Source organism: Hymenobacter guriensis (genome assembly GCF_015773195.1).
Taxonomy (GTDB): Bacteria; Bacteroidota; Bacteroidia; order Cytophagales; family Hymenobacteraceae; genus Hymenobacter; species Hymenobacter guriensis.
Genome location: NZ_JADWYK010000002.1, coordinates 191,477 through 214,281, shown reverse-complemented (window position 1 = coordinate 214,281; position 22,805 = coordinate 191,477). Strand labels below are relative to the sequence as shown.

The following is a 22,805-nucleotide window of genomic DNA, read 5'->3' as shown; positions in this document are numbered from 1 at the left end:
CTGTCGGTTGGGACGTGGCTTGTTATTCGGCTGAGGATATGGTACTTTTGCCCTCCCATCAACCGAAGAAAGTAGCTGATGCGTATCGTATTACTGTGTGCGGGGCTGTTGTTGAGCGGGGTCGGAGCACAGGCTCAAGGCCAGAAAAAGCCGACTCCTTCCACCCCCGATACGGCCGGAAAAGTGGCCGTGCCCGTGCGCCCGGCTTTGCCCGGGGAAGAAAAGCTAACGGCCCAGGAGCGGGTAGAGCGGGACTTTCTGATGCCCGTGCGCCGCAAGATGCAGCCTACGGCGCCCAAGCCCGAGCCAGCGGCTTCAGTGGCAACTGCCGCCACGGCCCGGCACGTAGCCGCCGCCCCGGCACCGGCCGCTGAAGTCTCTGCTCCCGCCGTCGAGAAAACCACCACTGAAGCCACTGCCGCGCCGGCTGCCCCCGCCGCCCCGCGCCGCCGCTATACGCGCACCCGGCACCGTTCCGCCACCAGCCGTAAGGTCAGTAGCAAGAAACGGGTAACAAAGAAAAAAACTACTTCGCGCCGGCGCTAGCAGGGCCTTCTAATTGCAGCAAACCAGAGCAATAAAAAAGACGCGGCCGTTGCGGCCGCGTCTTTTTTATTGCTCAAACTTTTCGTCGGATAGTACGAAGTGCCGCAATCAGTAATTCTTATGCGTTCTGTGGCATCAGGCGCACTACCAGGCCATCCATCCGCTCGGTGATACGAATCTGGCAGGAAAGGCGGCTGCCCTGCGTCATCACCGGCAGGCTTTCCAGCATGGCCAGCTCATCGTCGCTGGGCTCGGGCAGGGCGGGGCCGGCCAGCACTTCCACGTGGCAGGTGCCGCACAGGGCCATGCCGCCACAGGTAGCCTGGATATCGTAGCCATCGGCCTTCAGAATTTCCATCAGGCTCAGGCCCATATCAGTGGGCGCTACTACCTCGCGCCGCTGGCCGGGCGCTTCTTCCACATACACACGTACTTCGTCGGTCATGCTATATCAATGAGTGAATGGGTGACTGAGTGACTGCGTGATTTAGTGAGTTGGTAATCAAGAGAACATCAACTCACTAAATCACGCAGTCACTAACTCACTTACAAGGTGGGTACCCCGTTGACGGTGGTGTACTTCAGTACGTACTTTTTGTCGGGGTTGATGTATTTGAATGCTCCCTGGGCCATGAGGGCTGCTTCGTGGAAGCCGCACAAAATCAGCTTCAGCTTGCCGGGGTAAGTATTGATGTCGCCGATGGCAAACACGCCGGGCTCGGAAGTGGAGTAATCCAGGGTGTTCACCTTCACCGCATCGTCCTGCAGCTCCAGGCCCCACTCGCCAATCGGGCCGAGCTTGGGGGTGAGGCCAAACAGCGGGATAAAGTGGTCCAATGCCACCGACTCCGTGCTGCCGCCGTTGGCCGTAATGGTTACGGCTTCGAGGTGGCCGTTGCCGTGCACGTGCGTCACGTTGCTGCTCAGCACTAAGCGTACTTTGCCGGCTTCGTGTAGCTTCTGCACTTTCTCGGCCGAGTCGGCGGCCCCGCGGAAGGTAGTGCCGCGGTGCACCAGGGTCACTTCCTTCGCCACATCAGCCAGGAAGATAGTCCAGTCGAGGGCGGAGTCGCCGCCGCCGGCAATAACCAGGCGCTGGTTGCGGAAGTGCTCCGGGTCGCGCACCATATAGTGTACACCCCGGCCGCCTTCAAACTTTTCGAGGTCCTCGATGGCCGGCTTGCGGGGCTCGAAGGAGCCCAGCCCGCCGGCTATGCAGATGGTTTTGCAGATGATTTCGGTGCCGTCGGTGGTGAAGAGCTGGAACGTGCCATCATCGAGCTTGGCGTAACGCTCCACCCGCTCGCCCAGCGTGAAGGTGGGGTGGAAGGGCGCAATCTGCTGCATGAGGTTGCGCACCAGGTCGCCGGCCAGCACCTCGGGAAAGCCCGGGATGTCATAAATCGGCTTTTTTGGGTAGATTTCGGAAAGCTGCCCACCCACCTGCGGCAGGGCATCCACCACGTGGCAGCGCAGCTTCAACAGACCGGCTTCAAAAACGGCAAACAGCCCCACCGGCCCGGCGCCGATGATGCAGATATCAGTGGAAATAGAATTCATACGGAAAGCAAAAGGCTGCGCGGAAAGGCTGCGCAGGCGTTAAACACCCAAACCCGCTAAAACGTTGGCGGGCCGCACTAAACGGCCGCAAAGGTACACTGCAGGGCGTTGTATTATACTATTTCTTCTACATTTGGTGGAGCAGGAGGTGGTAGTGACTGGGGTGGCTCCGCGTTAGGCCTCATGTTGTTGAGTACTGTAGCCCGGTTTGCCCGGGCGCAGGAATACTGTTTGGAGTAGCATGAATTTACCGGCACTGGCACATACCGAGTACCTCACCATCTATTACGATGAGGCCAATGGCTGGCTTTACAACCAGTGGCGCGGTGAGCAGACGCAGCAAACGGTAACGGCCGGTTGCCGCGCTGTGCTGGGCTTCGTGAACCAGCTGCAGCTGCGCAAAATCCTGAACGACAATTCCCTGCTTACCAAGCCCTGGACCGGGGCGGCCGAGTGGGTTGAGCGGGAGTTCTTCCCGCGCGCGGCCGATGCCGGAGTAGAAGCCATTGCCTGGGTAGCGCCCCCGGAGTATTACAACACTCTGTCGGCTCGCCTGCAGCTGCGCGGGCAGGAGCGGCCCATGATTTTTCCCTTCGAGCAAGCCAGCGTAGCCGCGCAGTGGCTGCGTGATGTGTAGTTGGTTGATATACAAAAGGGTGCATCGTATTCTGTGCAAACTCCGCAGCCGGACCGGCTGCGGAGTTTGTGTTTGGTAGGAGAGTAAGCGCAGGCTTTTCGGAGGAAGTTGAAAAATAAATTCGCTATGACGCAAATATACGACATACCATGTCGTATATTTGCGTCATAGTAAGATGCTCTTCGTATGACGCACGCCAAAACCACGGAGTTTACCCAGCAGCAGCAGGACCTTGCCCGCGTAGCCAAGGCGCTGGCGCACCCCGCCCGCGTGGCCATCATCCAGCTATTGGCCGCCAAACGAACCTGCATTTCCGGCGACATAGCCGCCGAGCTGCCCCTGAGCCGCACCACCGTGTCGCAACACCTGCAGGAGCTAAAGGCGCTGGGCCTGATTCGGGGCGAAATCGACGGCCTCACCGTTTGCTACTGCCTGAACTATGAGCTGCTGCAACAGGTCCGGCAGCAGTTCGCCGGCTTTTTCGGCGAGGTGGCTATTGCTCCCGCCAGCGGGCCGGCGGAGGCCTGCGCCTGCTAACTGACTTTCTCATCCTTCAAATACTCTGATCATGAAGATATCTGAAATGAAAGCCTCCCTTGCGGGGGTTGAAGCCGTTAATTTTCGCCTGCCGGATGGCTCCTACCTGCCCGCCCATTTCCATGTAACGGAAGTGGGCCTGGTAAACAAGCACTTCATCGACTGCGGGGGCGTGGAGCGACGGGAAACTGCGGCCAACTTCCAGCTTTGGGAAGCCGGCGACTACGACCACCGGCTTGCTCCCCGTAAGTTTCTGCACATTCTCGCCTTGTCGGAGAAAATCCTAGGGTCTGAGGATCTGGATATTGAGGTGGAGTATCAGCAGCAGACCATCGGCAAATTCGGCCTTATGTTCGACGGAACGGATTTCGTGTTAACTCCCAGGCAGACGGCCTGCCTCGCGCAGGATGCCTGCGGCATTCCCAGCCACCAGCTTGCCCTGCCGCAGCTGCAGGTTGCCGGTTGCGCCCCGGGAGGCGGATGCTGCTAGAGCTTCTGTTAGGCCTGGCCTCGCGAGAAACTCGTTTCCGGGTACTGCTGCGTTTTTTCAGATGACTATTGCCTTTTTCTCGGATGTGCACGGCAATCTGCCGGCTCTGCAGGCCGTGCTGGCCGATATCGGCCAGCGCCAGCCGGACATGGTATTCTGCCTGGGCGACCTGGTAGGCTACGCGCCCTGGCCGAATGAAGTCATAGCCGAAATCCGGCGGCGCGGCATTCCCACCCTGGCCGGCAACTACGACCAGGGTATTGGCCTGGGTAGCAGCGAGTGCGGCTGCGCCTACAAAACCGAGGAAGACAAACAGCTGGGCGCGCAAAGCATTGCCTTTACCAACGCCGCCGTGGGCGAAGCGGAGCGCCGCTACCTGCGCCTGCTGCCCAAGCACATGCGTCTGGAGTTTGTTGATGAGCCCTGCACGCTCAGTTTGTTGATGGTGCACGGCTCCCCGCGCTGCATCAACGAGTATCTGTTTGAAGACCGCCCCGAAGAAAGCCTGCTGCGGATACTGATCGATGCCCGCGCTGATGTGCTGCTGTTTGGGCACACGCACAAGCCCTTTCATCGGGCCCTGGCTTACGAGCAGGAAGGCCAGACCCGCTACCGCCACGCGCTCAACATTGGCTCCGTGGGCAAACCCAAGGATGGGAATCCGCAGGCGGCTTACCTGCTCCTCCACCTCGATAACGATACTTGCCTCACCCGCCCCGATGGCCTGCGTAGCGAGCTGGTGCGCGTGCCCTACGACGTTGAAAAAGTTGCTCAAGCTGTGGAGAATAGCCCCTTACCTAACGCCTACGCTGATATGTTGCGCCGGGCTTACTAAATTTCCCCATGGATATCCGCCTTCTTCCTCTCGCTGCGGTGCACTGGCCTGCCGTGCGCGCTATCTATGAGCAGGGCATTGCCACCGGGAATGCCACCTTTCAAACCGAAGCCCCCAGCTGGGAGGCCTGGGACGCCGCGCATCTCAAGCACAGTCGGCTGGTTGCTCTCGATAATACCGAGCAGGTACTGGGCTGGGCAGCCCTAACGCCGGTTTCGGGACGTTGCGTGTACGCGGGCGTAGCCGAAGTAAGCGTGTACATTGCCGCCGTCGCCCAGGGCCAGGGTATCGGCCGCCAGCTTCTGCAGGCCTTGGTTAAGGAGTCGGAGCAAAACGGCATCTGGACGCTGCAGGCGGGTATATTTCCGGAAAACGAGCCTAGCATCCGGCTGCACCAAGCCGCCGGCTTTCGGCTGATTGGGCAGCGGGAGCGAATCGGGCAGATGCGCGGAGTGTGGCGCAATACGGCGCTGCTGGAGCGCCGCAGCACCACGGTGGGCGTAGAATAAAACGAACATAAAAAAGGCCCTCAGCGTGCTGCTGAGGGCCTTTTCTGTGGTCGCATAAGGAGTCGAACCTTAAACCTTCTGATTCGTAGTCAGATGCTCTATCCAATTGAGCTATGCAACCAGGTACCGCCAACAGAACGATTTTCCGTTTTGGTTGTGCAAAGATAGCAGGGTAAGTACGGGCTGTGCAAGCTGGGAGCGGCATTTTGCCCGTTTTTTTTGCCGAAAGACTGCAAGATGCTGAAATTCAGCTGAAATTTTTGTGCTCTTTTTCGACGCCTTTTTGCAGCACGCGCTTTAAGGCGCGAGTAAACAGGTAGTAAAGTCCAAAGGCGGAAACGGCCAGCAGCAGCGCCACCAGCACCTTGCCCGCCGTACCCGTGTCTGGGTCCTGAATGAGCAGCAGCACATCCTGCGCCTTGGTGCCCAGCCAGTAGAAAAACAGGGTACGGGGCAGCATGCCAACCACCGAAGCCGTGAGAAACTGACGACGCGGCACCCCTACTACGGCCAGAATGAACGTGATAAGCGCGAATGGCAGCACCGGCGAAAGGCGCGTGAGCAGTACCAGCCGCCAACTGTCGCCGCGCAGCTCGTGCATCACGGCGTGGGCCTTCGGGAAACGCTCCAGCAGGCGAATCAGCTTGCCTTTGTCGAGAGTGGTAGCCAGCATATGCCCGAACAGCGCCGCCAGCATGTAAGTGAGCAGCATGCCCGGAAAGCCCGCCCAGTTGAAGTAGAAGGCCGTAATGAGCACTACCACCGTGGTATGCGTGAGGGCCAGCGTCATGGCTACGGCTACCACGCCAAAGTATAGGAGCATTTCCCAGGCCGTAGGCTGGGCTAGCAGCTCGCGGTTGTGGTGCAGCACCCAAGCCAGGGCACTATCGCCCAGCAGCGGGAGCAGGGCCAGCAGCAGCAGCAGCGCCAAGGTGGATTTATTCTGGTGGAAAAGCTCTTTCAGGAAAGCCATAGGCAGCGTAAAACAGACGGGCCAGCTGGAAACAGCTGGCCCGAAGGTAGAACGAAAGAATGAACGGAAAGGCTACATGTTCCGGATTAGCTGGTTTTGGCGTTTGCCGCTTACTCGTCTTCGGTTTTGCCCCCGAAAAAGCGCCGGATAGCCGTCCAGCCGCCGGCTACCAGGGCCAGAATGACTTTCCAGAACTTGACAAACAAAGCCAAGGCACCTGCTTTGGCCAGAACCTTGCCGGCCACCAGCCCGCCAATCCCGTAGGCAGCTACCTCGTCAAGCTTGGGGTTGAAGTCGGCATATTGCTGGCCTTTGGCAAACTCCACGCTTTTGATGATGGCGGGAATGGTGCGGCGGATTTCGGGTAGCTGGGTCATGCTCCCAATGGCGTTGAGGTTGAGCACGCCCTTGCGGCCCAGCACGCGCACGTTGTAGTTGAGCGTGGTTTCGGACGTGCCGCTGAAGCGCAGCTCTTTGGCCCAGTGCAGTACGTTGAGCTTCGCGTCGTAATAGGGTTTGGCGGCCCAGCCAATCAACAGTACGCGGCCGTAACCCGCCTTTTCCCGCTCCTCGTTGGCTTCTTCGGTGTCGTCCTGCATTTCTTTGAGCAGGTCGTAGTCGATATCGGCGGCATCATCGTCCTCCACGTAGCCCGAGGGGTCGTACTCAATGTCGAAAGCCCAGTTGTTGTCCGACAAAGGACCCCGGTCATCGGGGAGCAGCATACCGAGGGAGCCGCCTTCGGGGTTTCCCCAAAGCTTGGTCAGCACGTAGTTGCTTTGTTCAGCGTCAAGGAAGCGGAAGCCTTTGGGTACTTCCAGTGAGCCTAAGTTATCAGGCAGGACAATGTGCCCGGTCTGGTAGTGAAGGGTGGCATGGACGGAATCGACATAAGCCTTTTCACGGTCAAGGGAGTCGGCAGGCACTGGTGGGGTAGAGGCCGCGGCGCTCAGGTGGAGGCTGGCCAGCACGGCCAGCAGGAGTAGCAGTCTTTTCAAGCGACTATAGGTGAAATTGAGGATAGGTTTTACCCGACAAGATACCGCTGGCCCCCGCAGGATTGCAAGCATAACTCGCTAGCGGATAAAGAAAAAGTCCTGCTCTGCCCACGCCGCGCCGCCTCTGCCCAAACCCTTCTACCTTTGCGGCAGTATTCCCAGGCTCTGCCCAACCTCAGCATCCACCCATGAAATTCGGAACCAAAGCCATCCACGCCGGCGTGCATCCCGACCCTGCAACCGGGGCCATTATGACGCCTATCTACCAGACCTCAACCTACGTGCAACGCTCCCCCGGCGACCACAAAGGCTTCGAGTACTCACGCACCCACAACCCTACCCGCTCCCAGCTGCAGGACGCGCTGGCGGCCCTCGACAACGGCAAGCACGGCTTGGCCTTCGCCTCCGGTATGGCAGCCATCGACTGCATTGTGAAGCTCCTGCAGCCCGGCGATGAGGTTATCAGCACCAATGATTTGTACGGGGGGTCTTACCGGCTTTTCACCAAGGTGTACGCCACCTACGGTATCAAATTTCACTTTGTGCCCATGCACGACATGGCCGCCGTGGAAGCCGCTGTGACGGAGCGCACCAAGCTGATTTGGGTGGAAACGCCCACGAACCCGCTGCTCAACGTCATTGATATTGCCGCTGCCTCGGCCGTGGCCAAAAAGGCTGGAGCCCTGCTGGTCGTTGATAACACTTTCTCCACGCCCTACCTGCAAACCCCGCTGGAGCTGGGCGCCGATATGGTGATGTACTCGCTTACCAAGTATATGGGCGGGCACTCCGATACCGTGATGGGCGCTGTGGTGGTGAACGACGACGAGCTGCACCAGCGCCTAAGCTTTTTCCAGAATGCCTGCGGGGGCACGCCCGGGCCCCAGGACTGCTTTCTGGTGCTGCGCGGCCTCAAAACCCTGCATGTGCGTATGCAGCGCCACTGTGAAAACGGCCGAAAGGTGGCCGAATACCTGAAGGCCCACCCCAAGGTTGAAAAAGTGTTCTGGCCCGGCTTTGCCGATCATCCCAACCACAGCGTGGCGGCCCGGCAGATGCGCGATTTTGGCGGTATGATTTCCTTTGTGCTGAAAGGCGACCGGAAAGAAGATGCCATTGCCGTGCTGGAGAAGTTCCAGCTGTTCTCGCTGGCCGAAAGCCTAGGCGGCGTCGAAAGCCTTTCGGGCCACCCCGCCACCATGACGCATGCCAGCATTCCGGCCGAGGAGCGCCGCAAGGCCGGTCTCTCCGATTCCTTGATTCGGCTGAGCGTAGGCATTGAGGATGCCGAGGACTTGATTGAGGACCTTGCCCAGGCAATTGGGTAAGCGGCACTATTTGGTGCTATATGAAGTTAAGCGGAAGGGCCGGCAATCTAAGCCGGCCCTTTCCGGCGTATAGGCCTCATTGTTTCTGCCTTGATTTTCGTGCTGATGCGTATCCTGTTTGTCTTGCTGCTGGTGCTGGGTTTTGGCTGCGCCTCTTCCGGGGAAGAGCCCACGCCCACGGCCGGGCCGGCCGTTACGCCCCTGCCCGCGCCCCTTGGCCCCGCCATCGGGTTTCTGTCCCTCGGCGACTCTTACACCATTGGACAAGGGGCGCAGGAGGCTGACCGCTGGAGTGTGCAGCTGGCAGAGCTGGCCCAGGCGCAGGGCCTCAACCTGCAGCCGCCCACCATTATTGCCCGCACCGGCTGGACTACCGCCGAGCTGCAAAATGCCATTCAAGAAGCCAATTTGCCGAAAGACTTCGGGCTCGTGTCGTTGCTGATCGGGGTGAACAACCAGTACCGCGGGCAGCCGCTGGCCACCTACCGTACCGAGTTCCGCCAGCTGCTGCAAACGGCCATTCATCTGGCGGCTGGCCGCCCCGGGCGGGTACTGGTGCTGTCCATTCCCGACTGGGGCCGCACGCCCTACGCACAAGGGCGTAACCAGGAAAGTATTGCGTCGGAAATCGACCAGTTCAACGCCGTGGCGCGGGAAGAAAGCCAGGTGGCAGGCGTAGCCTTCGTGGATATCACCCCTGCTACCCGTGCGGCGGCCGGCGACGCCACCCAGTTCACTGCCGATGGACTGCATTATTCCGGCCAGCACATGGCGCAGTGGGCACAGCTGGCACTACCCGTGGTGCAGCTACTGCTGAAGTAGTTGCATGTTATTCTATTAACCGACGCCGGAAAATATCAAAGTCAGTGGTCTGGCCCTATTATTAAAAATGAGGTGAAACCAGAAAAGCCCCGCCCAGCGTATCCGCAGGCGGGGCTTTCTTGTCCTGAACGCGGCTACTTGGTGCCCGTAGTTGAGTTGGAGCCCAGGATCTGGAACAGCTGATCCAGCTTGGGCGTGAGGATGATTTCGGTGCGGCGGTTGAGGGCTTTGTTGGCGGGCGTATCGTTGGCCGAGACGGGCACATACTGCGCGCGGCCTGAGGCCGTCACGCGCTCCGGGGCCACGCCGTTGGTGGAAAGCAGGCGGGCAATTTCGGTGGCGCGCAGCACGCTCAAATCCCAGTTGTCCTGCATGCCGGCGGTGCCTTTCAGAATCGGGACATTATCGGTGTGGCCTTCCACCACCACGTTCACGTCTTTCTGCTCCTGCAGCACGGCAGCCAGCTTTTTCAGGGCTTCCTGGCCTTTGGGGTCCACTTTCGTAGAGCCCGATTTGAATAGCAGCTGCTCCGAAAGAGACACGTACACTTTGCCGTCCTTCATCTTCACCTGCAGCTCCGAGCCCTGGAAGCCGCGCAGGGCGTTGGCCACGCTGGTGCGCAGGTCGTTCACGGCCTTGTCCTTCTCTACCAGTGCCTTTTCCAGCTCCTGCACGCGTACTTCGCGCACTTTCAGGTCAGTATTCAGCTTGTCGATGTCGGCTTTACTGCGTTTGAGCGTGGTTTCCAGCTCACCCAACTCGGCTTCGCGGCGGGCCAGGTCGCGGGCTACCTTGTTGTAGTCGTCGGCTTTGTTGGCCAGGGCGCGGTCCGAGTTCTTGAGCAGCTTGTCGTAGGAGTCGGTAAGCTGGGTGTAAAGCTGGCGGGTGCGGCGCAGGGCGTTGCCGGTCTGGGCCGAGTCTTCGGCCAGGCGCTTGGTTTGCAGGCGCAGCTCACTTAGCGCATCCGTCGATTTCTGAAGCTCGGCTACGGCTTCGCGCTGCTGCCGCTCGGCCGTAGCCAACGACTGCTCAGTGGCCGCCTGACGGGCGCGCAGGTCGTCGTATTTTTTGGAAGCCACGCAGCCGGGCAATAGCGTTGCCGAGGCCAGGGCAGAAAGCAGCAGGAAGGCAGAAGCAGTGTTTTTCACAACCAAAACGTAAGTTAATCCCAAGCGCAAGGGCCGGTTTGTCAAATCAACCAATGCCCGGGCAAGGTAGTTACTTCGGCGGTTTCGTAGCAGGGCGGGCGGGCACTTAAGGATGAAGGAGCGCCGATATACGCCTGCCCGGCAGCTCACCGCTGGCAAAAAGCCGGTAATAACGGCAGGCCGGCATTACCGGCTGCCCACTTTTGCGTAATTTGGATGCTACCTTTGTCATCGTCGGCCGAGGCGCCGCCGTATGGACCCTTCCGATTTTCAGCTTCCAGCTCCTACTTCCCAGCAACAGTCTCCCATGTCTTGGTTTAAGCGTGTAGAAAAAGGCATCGTCACCCCGACGGACCAGAAAAAGGAAACCCCCGATGGCCTGTGGTATAAGTGTCCCGAGTGCAAAACCGTGGCCCCCATGGCCGAGCACAAGCGCCTGCTCTACACCTGCGCCAAGTGCAACTACCACGACCGGATCAACTCCGCCGAGTATTTCGAGGTGCTGTTCGACAACAACCAGTTCACGGAACTCGACGAAAACCTGACGTCCGGCGACCCACTGCACTTCGTTGATACCAAAGCTTATCCGCAGCGCATTGCCGCCACCCAGCGCGCCACTGGCTTGCAGGATGCCGTGCGCACTGCCCACGGCCTCATGAACGGCCAGGAGCTGGTGGTAGCTTGCATGGACTTCAAGTTCATTGGCGGTTCGATGGGCTCGGTGGTAGGCGAGAAAATTGCCCGCGCCATCGACTACGCCCGCCAGCACCGCATCCCGTTCCTGATGATCAGCAAATCGGGTGGGGCCCGCATGATGGAAGCCGGCTACTCCCTGATGCAGATGGCCAAAACTTCGGCCAAGCTGGCCCTGCTGTCCGAAGCCGGCGTGCCGTTCATCTCCTTGCTTACGGACCCCACTACGGGCGGCGTCACGGCCTCTTTCGCCATGCTCGGCGACTTTAACATCTCCGAGCCGGGCGCGCTCATTGGATTCGCCGGTCCGCGCGTTATCAAGGAAACCATCGGCAAAGACCTGCCCAAGGGCTTCCAGAGCGCCGAGTTCGTGCTGGAGCACGGCTTCCTCGATTTTATTGTCGACCGCAAAGAGCTGAAGCAGCAGCTCACCGATTTGTTGCACATGGTGCAATCTTCTGCCCCAGAGGCAGTTGAAACAGCTTCGGTGCCAACCCGGCAGACCCGCTAAGCTATTGCCATAAATTTAGGCCCGTATTTTGATTAAGGCCCTCAACCAGCGCATACGGCGCCGGTTGGGGGCTTTTTCATGGTTTCGCCGTACCTATGCAGGCAGGTTTTGGCAGCGTATAGCGCTGTCGCTATGTTTGCCGAACATTTTTCTGCCGAAATCAGTAAGCACACCAAACTCCCGAATTTCCCGTTTCCCTTTTTTCTCTTTCACCAAGTTTCATGCAAATGAACTCTCGCAAATCGATTCTCTCTCTGTTCATGGCCATGGTTATGTTCCTCGGCTCATGTGCTTCTTCTAAGCCCGCCAGCGACGGCAGCCTGCCGGAAGGCAACGGCTCGGGTGCCCGTAAAACCGGCATGAGCAAAACGGCTAAAGGCGGTATCATCGGTGCCGGTGCCGGTGCCGCCGCCGGAGCAGTACTGGGCCGCGTAATTGGCGGTAAGAATGGTACGGCTGCTGGCGCTATCATCGGCGCTACCGTGGGTGGTGCCAGCGGTGCCCTCATTGGCCGCAAGATGGACAAGCAGGCCGAAGAGCTACAGCGCGACATGGCCAACGCCAAAGTGGAGCGCGTGGGCGAAGGCATCAAAATCACCTTCGACTCGGGCATTCTGTTTGATACCAATAAAAGCGACCTGCGGGCTGCTTCGATGACGGAAATCCAGAAAATGGCTGAAGTCCTGAAGAAGTACCCCGACACGAACGTGCTGGTAGAAGGCCACACCGACAACTCCGGTTCCGACGCCATCAACCAGCCGCTGTCGGAGCGCCGGGCGCAGTCGGTAGCTAACTACACCGTAACGCAGGGCGTAGACGCTGCTCGCGTATCGACCAAAGGCTACGGCTCTTCGCAGCCCGTTGCCGACAACACCACGGTAGAAGGCAAGCAGGCCAACCGCCGCGTAGAAGTGGCCATCTATGCCAACGAAAAGATGAAAAAGGCTGCCGAAGCAGGCAAGCTGTAATTCGCTTTTCGCCGCAATAATCCATAAAAAAAGCCGCCCAGATGGGCGGCTTTTTTTATGCACTGTCCTGGAAACTGATCCTTAATGAGTAAGAAGATATTTCCTTGAAAAATGCCTTTGGCGTTTATAAAAAGGGTTTTTATGGGAAACGCAACCTGATATAATGCTTTTGGCAAGGTGGTTGCAAACGGCTCTTCAGCAGGCATTGCCAAGGTGCTGCTTTTCTTTCCTGAACAAAACCATTCCTTCCCATGAAAACTCTCCAATCTTCTTTCACCCTGTTGCTGGCCTTTGTGATGCTGCTGGCCGGTACTGTTTCTTCGCAGGCCCAAACTACCACTAAAAAACCCTGGAGCAAGACGGCTAAAGGCGCCGTAATCGGTGGCCTCGGCGGGGCAGCTGGTGGTGCTGTGCTGGGCCGGGTAATCGGCGGTAAAAAAGGCACTGCCAAAGGCGCCATTATCGGGGCCGCCGTGGGTGGGGCCGGGGGCGCCCTCATCGGCCGCCGTATGGACAAGCAGGCCGAAGAGCTGCGCCGCGAAATGGCCGGAGCTACCGTTGAGCGCGTGGGTGAAGGCATCAAGATTACCTTCAACTCAGGCATTCTGTTCGCCAAAAACTCGTCGGAGCTGACGGCCACGGCCCAGCAGAACATTGCGGAGCTGGCCAAAACCCTGGTGAAGTACGGCGACACCAACGTGCTGGTGGAAGGCCACACCGATATCAGCGGTAACGACGCCATCAACAACCCCCTCTCGATTCGTCGGGCGCAGTCGGTGGCCAACTACACGCAGCAGCAGGGCGTAGATGCCTCGCGCTTCACCGTGAATGGTTACGGCTCCCGCCAGCCCATTGCTGATAACTCGACGCTGGAAGGCCGCCAGGCCAACCGCCGCGTAGAAATTGCCATCTATGCCAATGAGAAGCTGAAAAAAGCAGCCGAGCGCGGCGACATCTAAGCCAGCTGCATTTATCAGTTTCTCTTCCGCAATCCGGCGGTGCCCACGTGGTGCCGCCGGATTTTTTGTGTGGCCGGCGCAACGGCGGTGCAACTTGCGCGGCCGGGTGGAGGTACACACTGTATGCCCGAGCCTACCGTTACCTACACCGCTACGCCCGCCGAAAAAGCTTGGCAGGACCATCTGCTGCTGAATGCTTTTTATGGCGTGCTCGATGCCACTCCGCGCCGTACGCCCATGCGGGAGCTCATCAGCACCGTGCTGTCGCACCGCACCACGCACCGCGACGAAGAGCTGGCCTACAACCGGATGCTGGAAACCTTTGGCGACTGGGAAGGCGTACTACAGGCACCCACGGCCGAATTGGCCCATGCTATCCGCACCACGCGCTGGCCCGATACGCAGGCTCCGCGTATTCAGGAAATCCTGCGCCGCATCAAGGCCGAGCAGGGCGAGTTTACGCTGGATTTCCTGGCTGACTGGCCGGTGGAAAAAGGGCTGGCGTGGCTGACTGATATGCCCGGCATCGGGCTGAAAACGGCTTCCTTGGTGTTGCTGTTTAACTTTCAGAAGCCGGTGCTGCCCGTAGATACGCACGTGCACCGCGTGGCCCAGCGCGTAGGCATGATCGGCCCGAAGGTTTCAACTGAAAAGGCGCACCACGTACTGTTGGAACTGCTCCCGAAGGATGCGGCCGGGCTGCTCAACTTTCACAAGCACAACTACTGGCTGGGCCAGCACATCTGCTTTTTTGCCAAGCCCGACTGTCCGCGCTGCCCGCTGAAAGGCTTCTGCAACTACTACCTGGAGCATTATGGCCCCGCTGATGTGGCCGCGCTGGCCTCTACGCCCACGCAGTGGCTGGGCGAAAAGCTGCATTAATACCGCTGGTATTACTGGAGCTGATTAAGCCGGGCACGTAAAACGTCGGTAAAGGAGTGGAGGTAAGCCGGGAGGTTCTCTTTTTTGGTATCAATAAGCCAATACCGACGTTCTTCACCGTTCTGTACCTCCAGGTAATAGCCGCCCCAGTCACCGGCATCGGGTTGGCCAATTACTACACCCTCCTTGGCAAGAAGAGTAAGAGGAATTTGTTGGACCAGATCTTTCACCGCGTCGAATTCGGCCGTGGTCCGGGCTACATAGGTGCCGTCATATGGCGAGGCGCTTGTCGGGTAATCGTCTTTGGTGTCTTCGGATAATGACTGAGTAACTGTATCTAGTTTATAAATCTCGATGCACTGCTCACCACCGCATTCATCATAGTAAGAGCCAAACAGCACCGTGCTGTTTTCGAGTGTGAGGGCTTTTTCCGGGTTGTCTTTTGCGCAGGAAAACAGTCCAGAGGTGCCCAATACGACCAGTACGATTGAAGCTTTCATAACAAGTGGAATCTACGTTGGTTGAGATACACGAAGGAGGCTTCTTAGGCGGAAAAAGGTTGCATTACCATGGTTTCAACCAAGCCCGGTCTGCAAATGAATAGATCGACGCTGCAGCATATAAGCGTTAGCTCCATCAGCATATAGTGTACTTTTGGTTATGCGTCTGGTTCGTCATCCGGTTCTGTGCAATTACTATGTCACGTACCGGTGCAATGCGCGGTGCTCGTTCTGCGACATCTGGGAGAAGCCTTCCCCCTACATCCAGCTCGACGATGTAGCCCAAAACCTGCGCGACCTGAAGGCACTGGGCGTTTCGGTGGTGGATTTTACGGGCGGGGAGCCGCTGTTGCACCGCCAGATCCACGAGTTCGTGGGGCTGGCGCACGACATGGGCTTCATCACCACGCTCACCACCAACTGCCTGCTTTACCCCAAGTACGCCGAAAGGCTGCGCGGCAAGGTGGATATGCTGCACTTCTCGCTGGACGCATCCGAAAAGGACGTGCACGATAAAGGCCGTGGCGTGGCCTGTTACGATTTCGTGCTCGAAAGCATTCGGGTGGCGCGGGAACTGGGTGAGCGGCCCGATATCCTGTTTACCGTGTTCCGGGAGAATATTCACGACCTGGAAAAGGTATACCAGGAAATCACCCAGCCCAATCAGCTGGTACTGATTCTGAATCCGGCTTTCGAGTACAACAGCGTGGCCACCGGCGAGCAGCTTACTGCTGAGGAGCTGGATTACCTCACCGCCTTTGGCCGGCGCAAAGGCGTGTACCTGAATGAAGCCTTCATACAGCTGCGCCGCGACGGCGGAAACCACGTGGCCGCGCCCGTATGCCGGGCCGCCAGTACTACGCTGGTTATTTCGCCCAGCAACGAGCTGGTGCTGCCCTGCTACCACCTGGGCGAGCGGAAGTTTCCCATCGGGGGTAAGCTGCGCGAGCTGTACCAGTCAACCGAAGTGCAGCAGTTGGCTGCGCTGGAGGGCCGTCTGCCCCAGTGCGAAGGCTGCACCATCAACTGCTACATGCAGCCCAGCTTCGCCGTCGAAACCAGCAAGTACTTCTGGCAGGCCCTGCCCAGCACGCTCAAGTACAACTGGGAAAAAGGCACTTGGAAACGGATGCTGGCGCGTTGAGGTAAAGGTGAGCTACAAAACAAGGGTATTACTTCATTGCGCTTCTTCGCAAGAACAGTATTTAGCACATTTTCCACATTCATTCCACATTAGCACATTCCCCTATTCCCTCCATGCCTGCTCTTATTCTGCCCGTTCACGGGGTTTTGCCGCAGTTTGGTTCCGACTGCTTTCTGGCCGATAATGCCACCATCGTTGGCGACGTGGTGATGGGCCACAGCTGTACCGTGTGGTTTACGGCCGTCATTCGCGGCGACGTGAACAGCATCCGCATCGGCGACAAAACCAACGTGCAGGACGGCGCTATCATTCATTGTGCCTATCAGCGGGCGTCCACTACCATTGGCTCCCGGGTAAGCATCGGGCACCGGGCCATTGTGCACGGCTGTACCCTGGAGGACGATGTGCTGGTGGGCATGGGCGCTATTATCATGGACCACGCGGTGGTGGGTACGGGCTGCATTATTGCGGCCGGCACGGTTGTGCTGGAAAACACCCAGTGTGAGCCGGGCTACCTGTACGCCGGCGTACCGGCCCGGCGCATCAAGCCCGTAACGGAAAAACAGCGCGCCGCCCTAGCCCGCACTGCCGACAATTACGTGCTCTACGCCAGCTGGCTGAAGTAACTAGAAAAGACCAACAAAAAGCCCAGCTGGGTTCAGCCGGGCTTTTGTTAAGATAAGGAAACAGCTAGCCCTCCAAGATTTCCTCGAACCCGCTCTCCCGCTCATCGGCAGAAGTCACACGGAGCTGCACCAGCTCCACCGCGCGGCGGGAGCGTTGGAGCACCCGAAACTCGTAGTTGTCGAGCACGGCCACGTCGCCCACTTCCGGAATGTTGCCGTAAATCAGGTTGAGCAGGCCGCCTACGGTTTCGTAGTCTTCGCCCTCGGGCAGGGGATACGGCAGGTATTCGTTCACGTCGGAAATGGCCGTAGCGGAGTTCACCCGAAACTCGGTGGGCGAAATCTTCTCCACGGCCGGTATTTCGTTGTCGTACTCATCCTGGATTTCGCCTACCAGCTCCTCCATAATGTCTTCGATGGTGACAATACCAGAGACACCGCCAAACTCGTCGGAGACAATGGCCATATGGGTGTGCTTGCGCTGGAACTGGCGCAGCAGCCGGTTGATCTTTTTGGTTTCGGGTACGAAGTAGGCTGGCCGCATGATCTTGGCCAGCTCAATGGCCTCGTTGCGCCGGATGATCTGCAGCAAGTCCTTCACGTAAAGCACCCCAATGATGTTATCGATGTTGCCCTCGAAAACGGGAATGCGCGAAAATCCTTCGTTGTACACCATCTCCAGAATCCCATCCTGGGGCGTGTTCACGTCGATGGCCGAAATCTTGGTGCGCGGCACCATAATCTGCTTTACCATCCGGTCGTTAAACTCGAATACGTTTTCAATCAGCTCGTGCTCCGAGTCCTGAATTTCGCCGCTTTGCTTGCTTTGATCCAGCAGCAGGCGCAGCTCGTCGGCGGAGTGGGCGTCGGAGCCGTGGGTGGCCTGACCGCCAAAAAAGCCCGCTACGATGTTGGAAAGCCGGTCGAGCAGCCAAATCAGCGGAAACATGACGAAGGCAAATGCCCGCAGCGGTATGGCAATAGCCAGGCTCACATTTTCGGGCTTCTGAATGGCCAGCACTTTCGGGGCCTGCTCGCCCAGCACAATGTGCAGCACCGTGATGATGGAGAAGGAGGTAACCAGCGAAATCTGGTGGACGGTGTTTGGCTCCAAGGTGATGTTGAACTGGTGCAGCAAGGCCATAACTACTTCGGCTACCACGCTTTCCCCAATCCAGCCCAGCGCCAATGAAGCCAGCGTAATGCCGAGCTGCGTGGCCGATAAGTAATAATTCAGGTCGTGCAGCATATTCTGCACGAGCTTGGCCAGCCGGTTGCCGCCCTGGGCCTTGATGTCAATCTGAGAGATGCGGACTTTAACGAAAGCAAACTCCGCTGCCACAAAAAATCCGTTCAGCAACACGAGCAGAACGGTAAGTAAGATGTTTAAGGCCATAGGTTCGGACACTGTGGCTCACGCGGCTCAGTATCCATATGTAGCACAAAAGTACGAGAATATAGGCAAGCGGTTGGGCCCCGCCGCTGTATGAGGGCTGTTGTTGCGCAAAAAGGGGCACCAGGCCCTGCAACCTCCCCTAAAAAATTGTGCTACTTCTTGCTGACCTTTGTTTAGGTACGCATCCCATTGGTGCGCTGCTTTTGCTTTCGCTGTATGTCTGCTGTTGTTAAATTTTTGCTTTCACCGCTTCTGCTGCTGGTTTTGCTGGCCAATACCGCTGCGGCGCAGGTGCTCACGCCGTCCAGGCTCACCAGTTCCGTCAGCCAATCGTCGGGCCGGGTGGGGGAGGAGCTGGACCTGATTGTGAATGCCCGCATCGACGAGAAGTGGCACCTCTACGCCACCGACTTCGACCCCGACCTGGGCCCCACGGTTTTCACCTTCACTTTCGCTAAAAGTCCCGCGTACGAGCTGGTGGGCAAGCCCAAGTCTATCAACAGCAAAAAGAAGTACGACGACGTGTTCAAAGGCGACGTCACGTACTTCGAGGGGACCGGCCAGATCCGGCAGCGCATTCGCCTGCTCCAGCCCGGCACCCTCATCATCAAAGCCGAGACGGAGTTTCAGACCTGCACCGATGTAGATGGCCGCTGCATTCCCGGCGAGCAAAGCCTGAGCTTCGGCCCGATTGAGGTAACGGGCACGGCCGCGGCACCACCTACTACGGCCGCCGCTACGCCTGTTGCCGCTGCCACGGCGTCTGAGGCTTCTCCGGCAGCTGCGGCCGTCAGCCCGGCTACCCCTGCCGATACGGCCACCGCATCTTTGGCTGCTGTGCCCAGCGTAGTGCCCACCGATACTGTTGTTACGGAAGCCCCGGCCACAACGGCGGCTACGGTAGCTCAAACTGCCGCAGCTGCGGCCCCGGCTACTAGCTTGTGGAGCTTTGCTTTAGCCGCCTTTGTATCGGGGCTACTGGCGCTGGTGACGCCCTGCGTGTTTCCGCTGATTCCGATGACGGTTTCCTTCTTTACCAGTGGGGGCGGCACACGGCAGCAGGGCATCCTCAAAGCTATGGTCTACGGCTTGTCCATCATCTTTATTTATGTGGTGGTGGGCTTGCTGGTGACAGTGCTGGCCGGGGCCGATGGCCTCAACCTGATCAGCACGCACTGGCTGCCCAACCTTATTTTCTTCGTGGTGTTCGTGGTGTTCGGGTTGTCATTTCTGGGGCTGTTCGAAATCACCCTGCCCCACGGCATGGTCAATAAAATTGACGCGCAGGCTGATAAGGGCGGCTGGGGCGGCATCTTCTTCATGGCTCTCACACTGGTAGTCGTGTCGTTTTCCTGCACGGGGCCCATCGTAGCTACTATCCTCAGCCTAGCGGCCCAGGGCGAGCGGCTGACGCCCATTGTGGGCATGCTGGGCTTTTCCCTGGCCTTCGCGCTGCCCTTCACGCTGTTTGCCATTTTTCCGGCCTGGCTGAAAAACCTGCCCCGCTCAGGTGGCTGGCTCAACACCGTGAAGGTGGTGTTGGGCTTCGTGGAGCTGATGCTGGCGCTGAAATTTCTGAGCATGGCTGACCTGGCCTATCACTGGAATTTGCTTTCGCGCGACCTTTACCTGGTCCTCTGGATTACCCTTTCCGGCCTGCTGGGGCTGTACCTGCTGGGCCGCTTCAAGCTTTCCCACGATTCCGACCTGCCGCACCTGAGCGTGGGCCGGCTGCTGATGGCCGTGCTGGCGTTCAGCTTCATGACGTACTTGGTGCCAGGTCTGTTTGGCGCACCGCTGCCGCTGCTGGCCGGCTACCTGCCCCCCCAGAGCCGCCACGACTTCACGCTGGCCGGGGCCGCTCCGGCCGCTCCGGCTCTGGCTACTATCAACAGCCAATGCGAAGCCCCGCGCTACGCCGGGTTTCTGGAGTTGCCGCACAACCTGCCGGGCTATTTCGACCTGGAGCAGGCCAAGCGCTGCGCCCGGGCCGCCGGTAAGCCCCTGTTTATTGATTTCACCGGCCACGCCTGCGTCAACTGCCGCAAGATGGAAGCTACGGTGTGGCGCGACCCGCAGGTGCTCAAGCGCCTGCGCGAAGACTTTGTAGTGGTGGCCCTGTACGTGGATGATAAAACCGAGCTGCCCCAGGCAGAGTGGTATGTATCCCGCCACGACAACAAGCAGAAAACCACGCTGGGCAAGAAAAATGCCGATCTGCAGCTCACGGGCTTCAACGTGAATGCCCAGCCCTACTACGTGCTGCTCGACCCCAACGCCCCAACTGACCTAGCGCACGTGCTGGCTCCGCCAGTAGCGTATGAGGCCGATGCCACCAAATTCCTACAATTCCTGGATGCTGGCCTGGCCCGCTACCGCCAGCAAAACCAACCGATAGCCACGCGCTAGCGCCCATTTCCGCGCAGCCCGTACCTTGCACAACCCGCCGGGCCGTTAGCTGCCGGGCGGGTTGCCCTTTTTCGTCTGCTCCCATTTTGCGTTTGTCATGAAAAAGCTCTTCGTACTTCTCTCGGGCTTGTTGCTGACTTGCGGCCCGCTAATGGCCCAGGTAGCTGCCTCCACGCCAGTTGCTACGCCGGCAGTTGATGCCGGCCGCATCACGCTGGTCATTCACGGCGGGGCGGGTACCATCACGCGGGCCCTGATGACTCCTGAGAAGGAAAAAGCCTACCAGGAGGCGCTAAACAAAGCCCTGCAGATTGGCTACGCTATTCTGAAAAAGGGCGGTACCTCGCTCGATGCCGTAGAAGCCACCGTGCGCTTCATGGAAGACTCGCCCCTGTTCAATGCCGGCAAAGGGGCCGTGTTCACCCACGAAGGACGCAATGAGCTGGATGCCTCCATTATGGATGGGCGCACGCTGAAGGCCGGCTCAGTAGCGGGCGTAACGATAGTGCGCAACCCCATCAGCGCCGCGCGGGCCGTGATGGAAAAGTCGGAGCACGTGATGCTGACGGGTGCCGGGGCCGAATTGTTTGCTCGCGAGAAAGGCCTGGAAATAGTGTCACCCGAATATTTCTACACTGAGGCCCGCTATCAGCAGTTACAAAAAGCCCTACAGGCTGAAAAAAGCGCGGGTACGCCTGATGAGCTCAATGCCCCTACCAAGCCCGCGGCCCTACCGAAGAAAACCAAGCTAAAGCTCAGGAACGGCCGTCAGCCTACCGGCGCCACGGAAAACATCTTTACCGAAGGCAAAAAATACGGTACCGTAGGCGCCGTGGCCCTCGATCAGTACGGCAACCTGGCCGCTGCCACGAGCACCGGCGGTATGACCAACAAGCGCTACGGCCGCGTTGGCGACGCGCCCATCATTGGGGCCGGTACCTATGCCGATAACAGTGCATGCGCGGTATCCTGCACCGGCTGGGGCGAGTATTTCATCCGGGCTACCGTAGCGCGCGACGTGGCGGCCCGCGTGGAATACCAGCGCGTGCCCGTGCAGCAGGCCGCGCAGGCCACCATCGACAAAGTGGGCCAAATGGGGGGCGACGGAGGCCTGATTGCGCTGGATGCGGCGGGCAACGTGGCCATGCCCTTCAACTCCGAGGGGATGTATCGGGGCTATATCAAAGCCGATGGAAAGCCTCAGATATTAATATATAAGTAGCTGAATGCAACCGTTGCCACAATAAAAGCCTCTACTGCATCGATGTAGTAGAGGCTTTTATTTGGTCTGCCAACTGACTTTTATGCAGGAAAAAACAGACCTTTGCGCGATTTTTCACGGGAAAAGCTTCGGGGCGAGGCTAGTAGGTAGGCGGGTTATGGTAGGTACAAAAAGAAAGGCTGCACCCACCCAGATGCAGCCTCCTGATAAAGGACGCACCCACCCAGATACGTCCTTGTTTTTTTCTCCCCCACAAATCACCCCTGATAATAGCTGTAGAAGAAGGATTCGAACCTCCACGGAGTGGTTAGCCGGCCGCCGGACCAGTTTTTCCCGAATCTCCACCCCCGAGAGAGGAGGGCATGTCTGCCAGTTTCATCATTCTACAAGATGTCCCGCGCCGTTTGCGTTGGATTATGACAAAGGTAAAAATGAATCCCTTATTGTAAAATACTTGCAGACAATTTGCTAAAAATTTACATTCTTTTTAATAAACAGTTCATTTGCTTGAAAAAACAGCAATCATAGTTTTTGAAAATGGCTCGTAATTACGAACTTGATGACACCGATCGGAAGATTTTGGCCCTGCTGATAGATGATGCCAAGATGCCCTACACGGAAATTGCCCGTAAAGTCCACGTTTCGGGGGGGACGGTGCACGTACGCATGGCGCGGATGGAGGAATTGGGAATTGTGCGGGGGGCTACCCTCAACATCGACTACGCCCAACTGGGCTACGATATCAATGCCTTCCTCGGGATTTACCTCAACAAAAGCTCGGTATATAACAGCGTAGCCGAGCAGCTGAAGGCCATTCCCGAAATCCTGAGCATCTACTACACCACCGGCAACTATAGCCTGTTTGCCCGCATCATCTGCCGCGACACCAACCACCTACGGGAAGTATTGCACGACAAGATTCAGCTGATTGAAGGCATTGAGCGCACAGAAACCCTGATTTCGCTCGAAGAAACCCTCAACCGCCCCATTCAGCTGCTCTAAGCTCTCAGCCGCGTACCTATTGCAGCCTGCCCCGCCAACCAGTGGCGAGGTAGGCTGTCTGTTTTTCATTGCTACTACGTCTGGTTGTTTACTGGTTTTAACGAGTAGCA

25 protein-coding genes and 1 tRNA gene are annotated in these 22,805 nt (G+C 58.3%); 17 read left to right on the top strand and 9 right to left on the bottom strand.

Annotated elements, in window-relative coordinates:
- Positions 1 to 78 precede the first annotated feature (78 nt).
- On the top strand, positions 79 to 546 hold the full coding sequence (locus tag I5L79_RS04345; RefSeq protein ID WP_196953811.1) for a hypothetical protein: 468 nt from the start codon (positions 79 to 81) through the stop codon (positions 544 to 546).
- Between the two features lie 118 nt (positions 547 to 664).
- On the opposite strand, the gene I5L79_RS04340 is transcribed toward I5L79_RS04345, so the two are convergent.
- Together I5L79_RS04340 and I5L79_RS04335 are read right to left on the bottom strand one after the other, a co-directional pair.
- On the bottom strand, positions 665 to 991 hold the full coding sequence (locus I5L79_RS04340) for a 2Fe-2S iron-sulfur cluster-binding protein (RefSeq protein WP_196953810.1): 327 nt from the start codon (positions 989 to 991) through the stop codon (positions 665 to 667).
- Positions 992 to 1,092: 101 nt separating this feature from the next.
- Positions 1,093 to 2,106 carry an NAD(P)/FAD-dependent oxidoreductase gene (locus I5L79_RS04335; protein ID WP_196953809.1) on the bottom strand — a complete coding sequence of 338 codons (1,014 nt, stop codon included), beginning with the start codon at positions 2,104 to 2,106 and terminating at the stop codon, positions 1,093 to 1,095.
- 241 nt (positions 2,107 to 2,347) lie between these two features.
- Here I5L79_RS04335 and I5L79_RS04330 point away from each other — a divergent pair, with 241 nt between their 5' ends.
- The 5 genes from I5L79_RS04330 (at position 2,348) to I5L79_RS04310 (ending at position 5,114) form a co-directional block, all read left to right on the top strand.
- The gene (locus tag I5L79_RS04330) at positions 2,348 to 2,743 is read left to right on the top strand and encodes a hypothetical protein (RefSeq protein ID WP_196953808.1); all 396 of its coding nucleotides are present in this window, start codon (positions 2,348 to 2,350) and stop codon (positions 2,741 to 2,743) included.
- Positions 2,744 to 2,929: 186 nt separating this feature from the next.
- Positions 2,930 to 3,280 (top strand): ArsR/SmtB family transcription factor, encoded by a 351-nt coding sequence (locus I5L79_RS04325; protein ID WP_196953807.1) that lies wholly within the window; start codon positions 2,930 to 2,932, stop codon positions 3,278 to 3,280.
- 31 nt (positions 3,281 to 3,311) lie between these two features.
- Entirely contained in the window at positions 3,312 to 3,770 is a 459-nt protein-coding gene (locus I5L79_RS04320) for a DUF6428 family protein (protein ID WP_196953806.1), read from the top strand.
- A gap of 61 nt (positions 3,771 to 3,831) precedes the next feature.
- Positions 3,832 to 4,605 (top strand): metallophosphoesterase family protein, encoded by a 774-nt coding sequence (locus I5L79_RS04315; protein WP_196953805.1) that lies wholly within the window; start codon positions 3,832 to 3,834, stop codon positions 4,603 to 4,605.
- An 8-nt stretch (positions 4,606 to 4,613) separates the two neighbouring features.
- The gene (locus I5L79_RS04310; RefSeq protein WP_196953804.1) at positions 4,614 to 5,114 is read left to right on the top strand and encodes a GNAT family N-acetyltransferase; all 501 of its coding nucleotides are present in this window, start codon (positions 4,614 to 4,616) and stop codon (positions 5,112 to 5,114) included.
- Between the two features lie 47 nt (positions 5,115 to 5,161).
- On the opposite strand, the gene I5L79_RS04305 is transcribed toward I5L79_RS04310, so the two are convergent.
- From I5L79_RS04305 to I5L79_RS04295, 3 genes are all read right to left on the bottom strand, one after another.
- A tRNA-Arg gene (locus I5L79_RS04305) sits at positions 5,162 to 5,235 on the bottom strand.
- A 126-nt stretch (positions 5,236 to 5,361) separates the two neighbouring features.
- Positions 5,362 to 6,087, bottom strand: a complete 726-nt coding sequence (locus I5L79_RS04300) for a TVP38/TMEM64 family protein (RefSeq protein WP_196953803.1) — start codon at positions 6,085 to 6,087, stop codon at positions 5,362 to 5,364.
- A 110-nt stretch (positions 6,088 to 6,197) separates the two neighbouring features.
- The gene (locus I5L79_RS04295) at positions 6,198 to 7,085 is read right to left on the bottom strand and encodes a DUF2167 domain-containing protein (RefSeq protein WP_196953802.1); all 888 of its coding nucleotides are present in this window, start codon (positions 7,083 to 7,085) and stop codon (positions 6,198 to 6,200) included.
- Positions 7,086 to 7,273: 188 nt separating this feature from the next.
- On the opposite strand from I5L79_RS04295, the gene I5L79_RS04290 reads away from it, so the two are divergent.
- Both I5L79_RS04290 and I5L79_RS04285 read left to right on the top strand, forming a co-directional pair.
- Positions 7,274 to 8,413 carry a cystathionine gamma-synthase gene (locus I5L79_RS04290; RefSeq protein WP_196953801.1) on the top strand — a complete coding sequence of 380 codons (1,140 nt, stop codon included), beginning with the start codon at positions 7,274 to 7,276 and terminating at the stop codon, positions 8,411 to 8,413.
- 105 nt (positions 8,414 to 8,518) lie between these two features.
- Positions 8,519 to 9,235, top strand: a complete 717-nt coding sequence (locus I5L79_RS04285; protein WP_196953800.1) for an SGNH/GDSL hydrolase family protein — start codon at positions 8,519 to 8,521, stop codon at positions 9,233 to 9,235.
- Between the two features lie 134 nt (positions 9,236 to 9,369).
- Here the strand turns inward: I5L79_RS04285 and I5L79_RS04280 are convergent, their stop codons facing one another.
- Positions 9,370 to 10,383, bottom strand: coding sequence for an OmpA family protein (locus I5L79_RS04280; protein ID WP_317191353.1), 1,014 nt, complete (start codon positions 10,381 to 10,383; stop codon positions 9,370 to 9,372).
- Positions 10,384 to 10,690: 307 nt separating this feature from the next.
- Here I5L79_RS04280 and accD point away from each other — a divergent pair, with 307 nt between their 5' ends.
- Together accD and I5L79_RS04270 are read left to right on the top strand one after the other, a co-directional pair.
- Entirely contained in the window at positions 10,691 to 11,587 is an 897-nt protein-coding gene (accD, locus tag I5L79_RS04275; RefSeq protein WP_196953799.1) for an acetyl-CoA carboxylase, carboxyltransferase subunit beta, read from the top strand.
- Positions 11,588 to 11,814: 227 nt separating this feature from the next.
- Positions 11,815 to 12,555, top strand: a complete 741-nt coding sequence (locus tag I5L79_RS04270; RefSeq protein WP_231402767.1) for an OmpA family protein — start codon at positions 11,815 to 11,817, stop codon at positions 12,553 to 12,555.
- Here I5L79_RS04270 and I5L79_RS04265 read toward each other — a convergent pair.
- Positions 12,507 to 12,761, bottom strand: a complete 255-nt coding sequence (locus I5L79_RS04265) for a hypothetical protein (RefSeq protein WP_196953798.1) — start codon at positions 12,759 to 12,761, stop codon at positions 12,507 to 12,509. The genes I5L79_RS04270 and I5L79_RS04265 overlap by 49 nt on opposite strands.
- Before the next feature lie 45 nt (positions 12,762 to 12,806).
- Between I5L79_RS04265 and I5L79_RS04260 the strand changes: the two genes are divergently transcribed.
- Positions 12,807 to 13,514 (top strand): OmpA family protein, encoded by a 708-nt coding sequence (locus I5L79_RS04260; protein WP_196953797.1) that lies wholly within the window; start codon positions 12,807 to 12,809, stop codon positions 13,512 to 13,514.
- A 123-nt stretch (positions 13,515 to 13,637) separates the two neighbouring features.
- A complete protein-coding gene (locus I5L79_RS04255; RefSeq protein WP_196953796.1) occupies positions 13,638 to 14,396 on the top strand; it encodes an endonuclease III domain-containing protein in 759 nt (252 codons plus the stop codon).
- An 11-nt stretch (positions 14,397 to 14,407) separates the two neighbouring features.
- Here the strand turns inward: I5L79_RS04255 and I5L79_RS04250 are convergent, their stop codons facing one another.
- Positions 14,408 to 14,896 carry a hypothetical protein gene (locus tag I5L79_RS04250; protein WP_196953795.1) on the bottom strand — a complete coding sequence of 163 codons (489 nt, stop codon included), beginning with the start codon at positions 14,894 to 14,896 and terminating at the stop codon, positions 14,408 to 14,410.
- Positions 14,897 to 15,056: 160 nt separating this feature from the next.
- Between I5L79_RS04250 and I5L79_RS04245 the strand changes: the two genes are divergently transcribed.
- Both I5L79_RS04245 and I5L79_RS04240 read left to right on the top strand, forming a co-directional pair.
- On the top strand, positions 15,057 to 16,040 hold the full coding sequence (locus I5L79_RS04245; RefSeq protein WP_196953794.1) for a radical SAM protein: 984 nt from the start codon (positions 15,057 to 15,059) through the stop codon (positions 16,038 to 16,040).
- Between the two features lie 113 nt (positions 16,041 to 16,153).
- Positions 16,154 to 16,666, top strand: coding sequence for a gamma carbonic anhydrase family protein (locus I5L79_RS04240; protein WP_196953793.1), 513 nt, complete (start codon positions 16,154 to 16,156; stop codon positions 16,664 to 16,666).
- 64 nt (positions 16,667 to 16,730) lie between these two features.
- On the opposite strand, the gene I5L79_RS04235 is transcribed toward I5L79_RS04240, so the two are convergent.
- Positions 16,731 to 18,062, bottom strand: coding sequence for a hemolysin family protein (locus I5L79_RS04235; protein ID WP_196953792.1), 1,332 nt, complete (start codon positions 18,060 to 18,062; stop codon positions 16,731 to 16,733).
- A gap of 216 nt (positions 18,063 to 18,278) precedes the next feature.
- Between I5L79_RS04235 and I5L79_RS04230 the strand changes: the two genes are divergently transcribed.
- The 3 genes from I5L79_RS04230 (at position 18,279) to I5L79_RS04220 (ending at position 22,695) form a co-directional block, all read left to right on the top strand.
- Positions 18,279 to 20,471, top strand: a complete 2,193-nt coding sequence (locus I5L79_RS04230; protein ID WP_196953791.1) for a protein-disulfide reductase DsbD family protein — start codon at positions 18,279 to 18,281, stop codon at positions 20,469 to 20,471.
- Between the two features lie 151 nt (positions 20,472 to 20,622).
- A complete protein-coding gene (locus I5L79_RS04225; RefSeq protein WP_231402832.1) occupies positions 20,623 to 21,693 on the top strand; it encodes an isoaspartyl peptidase/L-asparaginase family protein in 1,071 nt (356 codons plus the stop codon).
- A gap of 537 nt (positions 21,694 to 22,230) precedes the next feature.
- Positions 22,231 to 22,695 carry an Lrp/AsnC ligand binding domain-containing protein gene (locus tag I5L79_RS04220; RefSeq protein WP_196953789.1) on the top strand — a complete coding sequence of 155 codons (465 nt, stop codon included), beginning with the start codon at positions 22,231 to 22,233 and terminating at the stop codon, positions 22,693 to 22,695.
- The last annotated feature ends 110 nt before the right edge of the window (positions 22,696 to 22,805 follow it).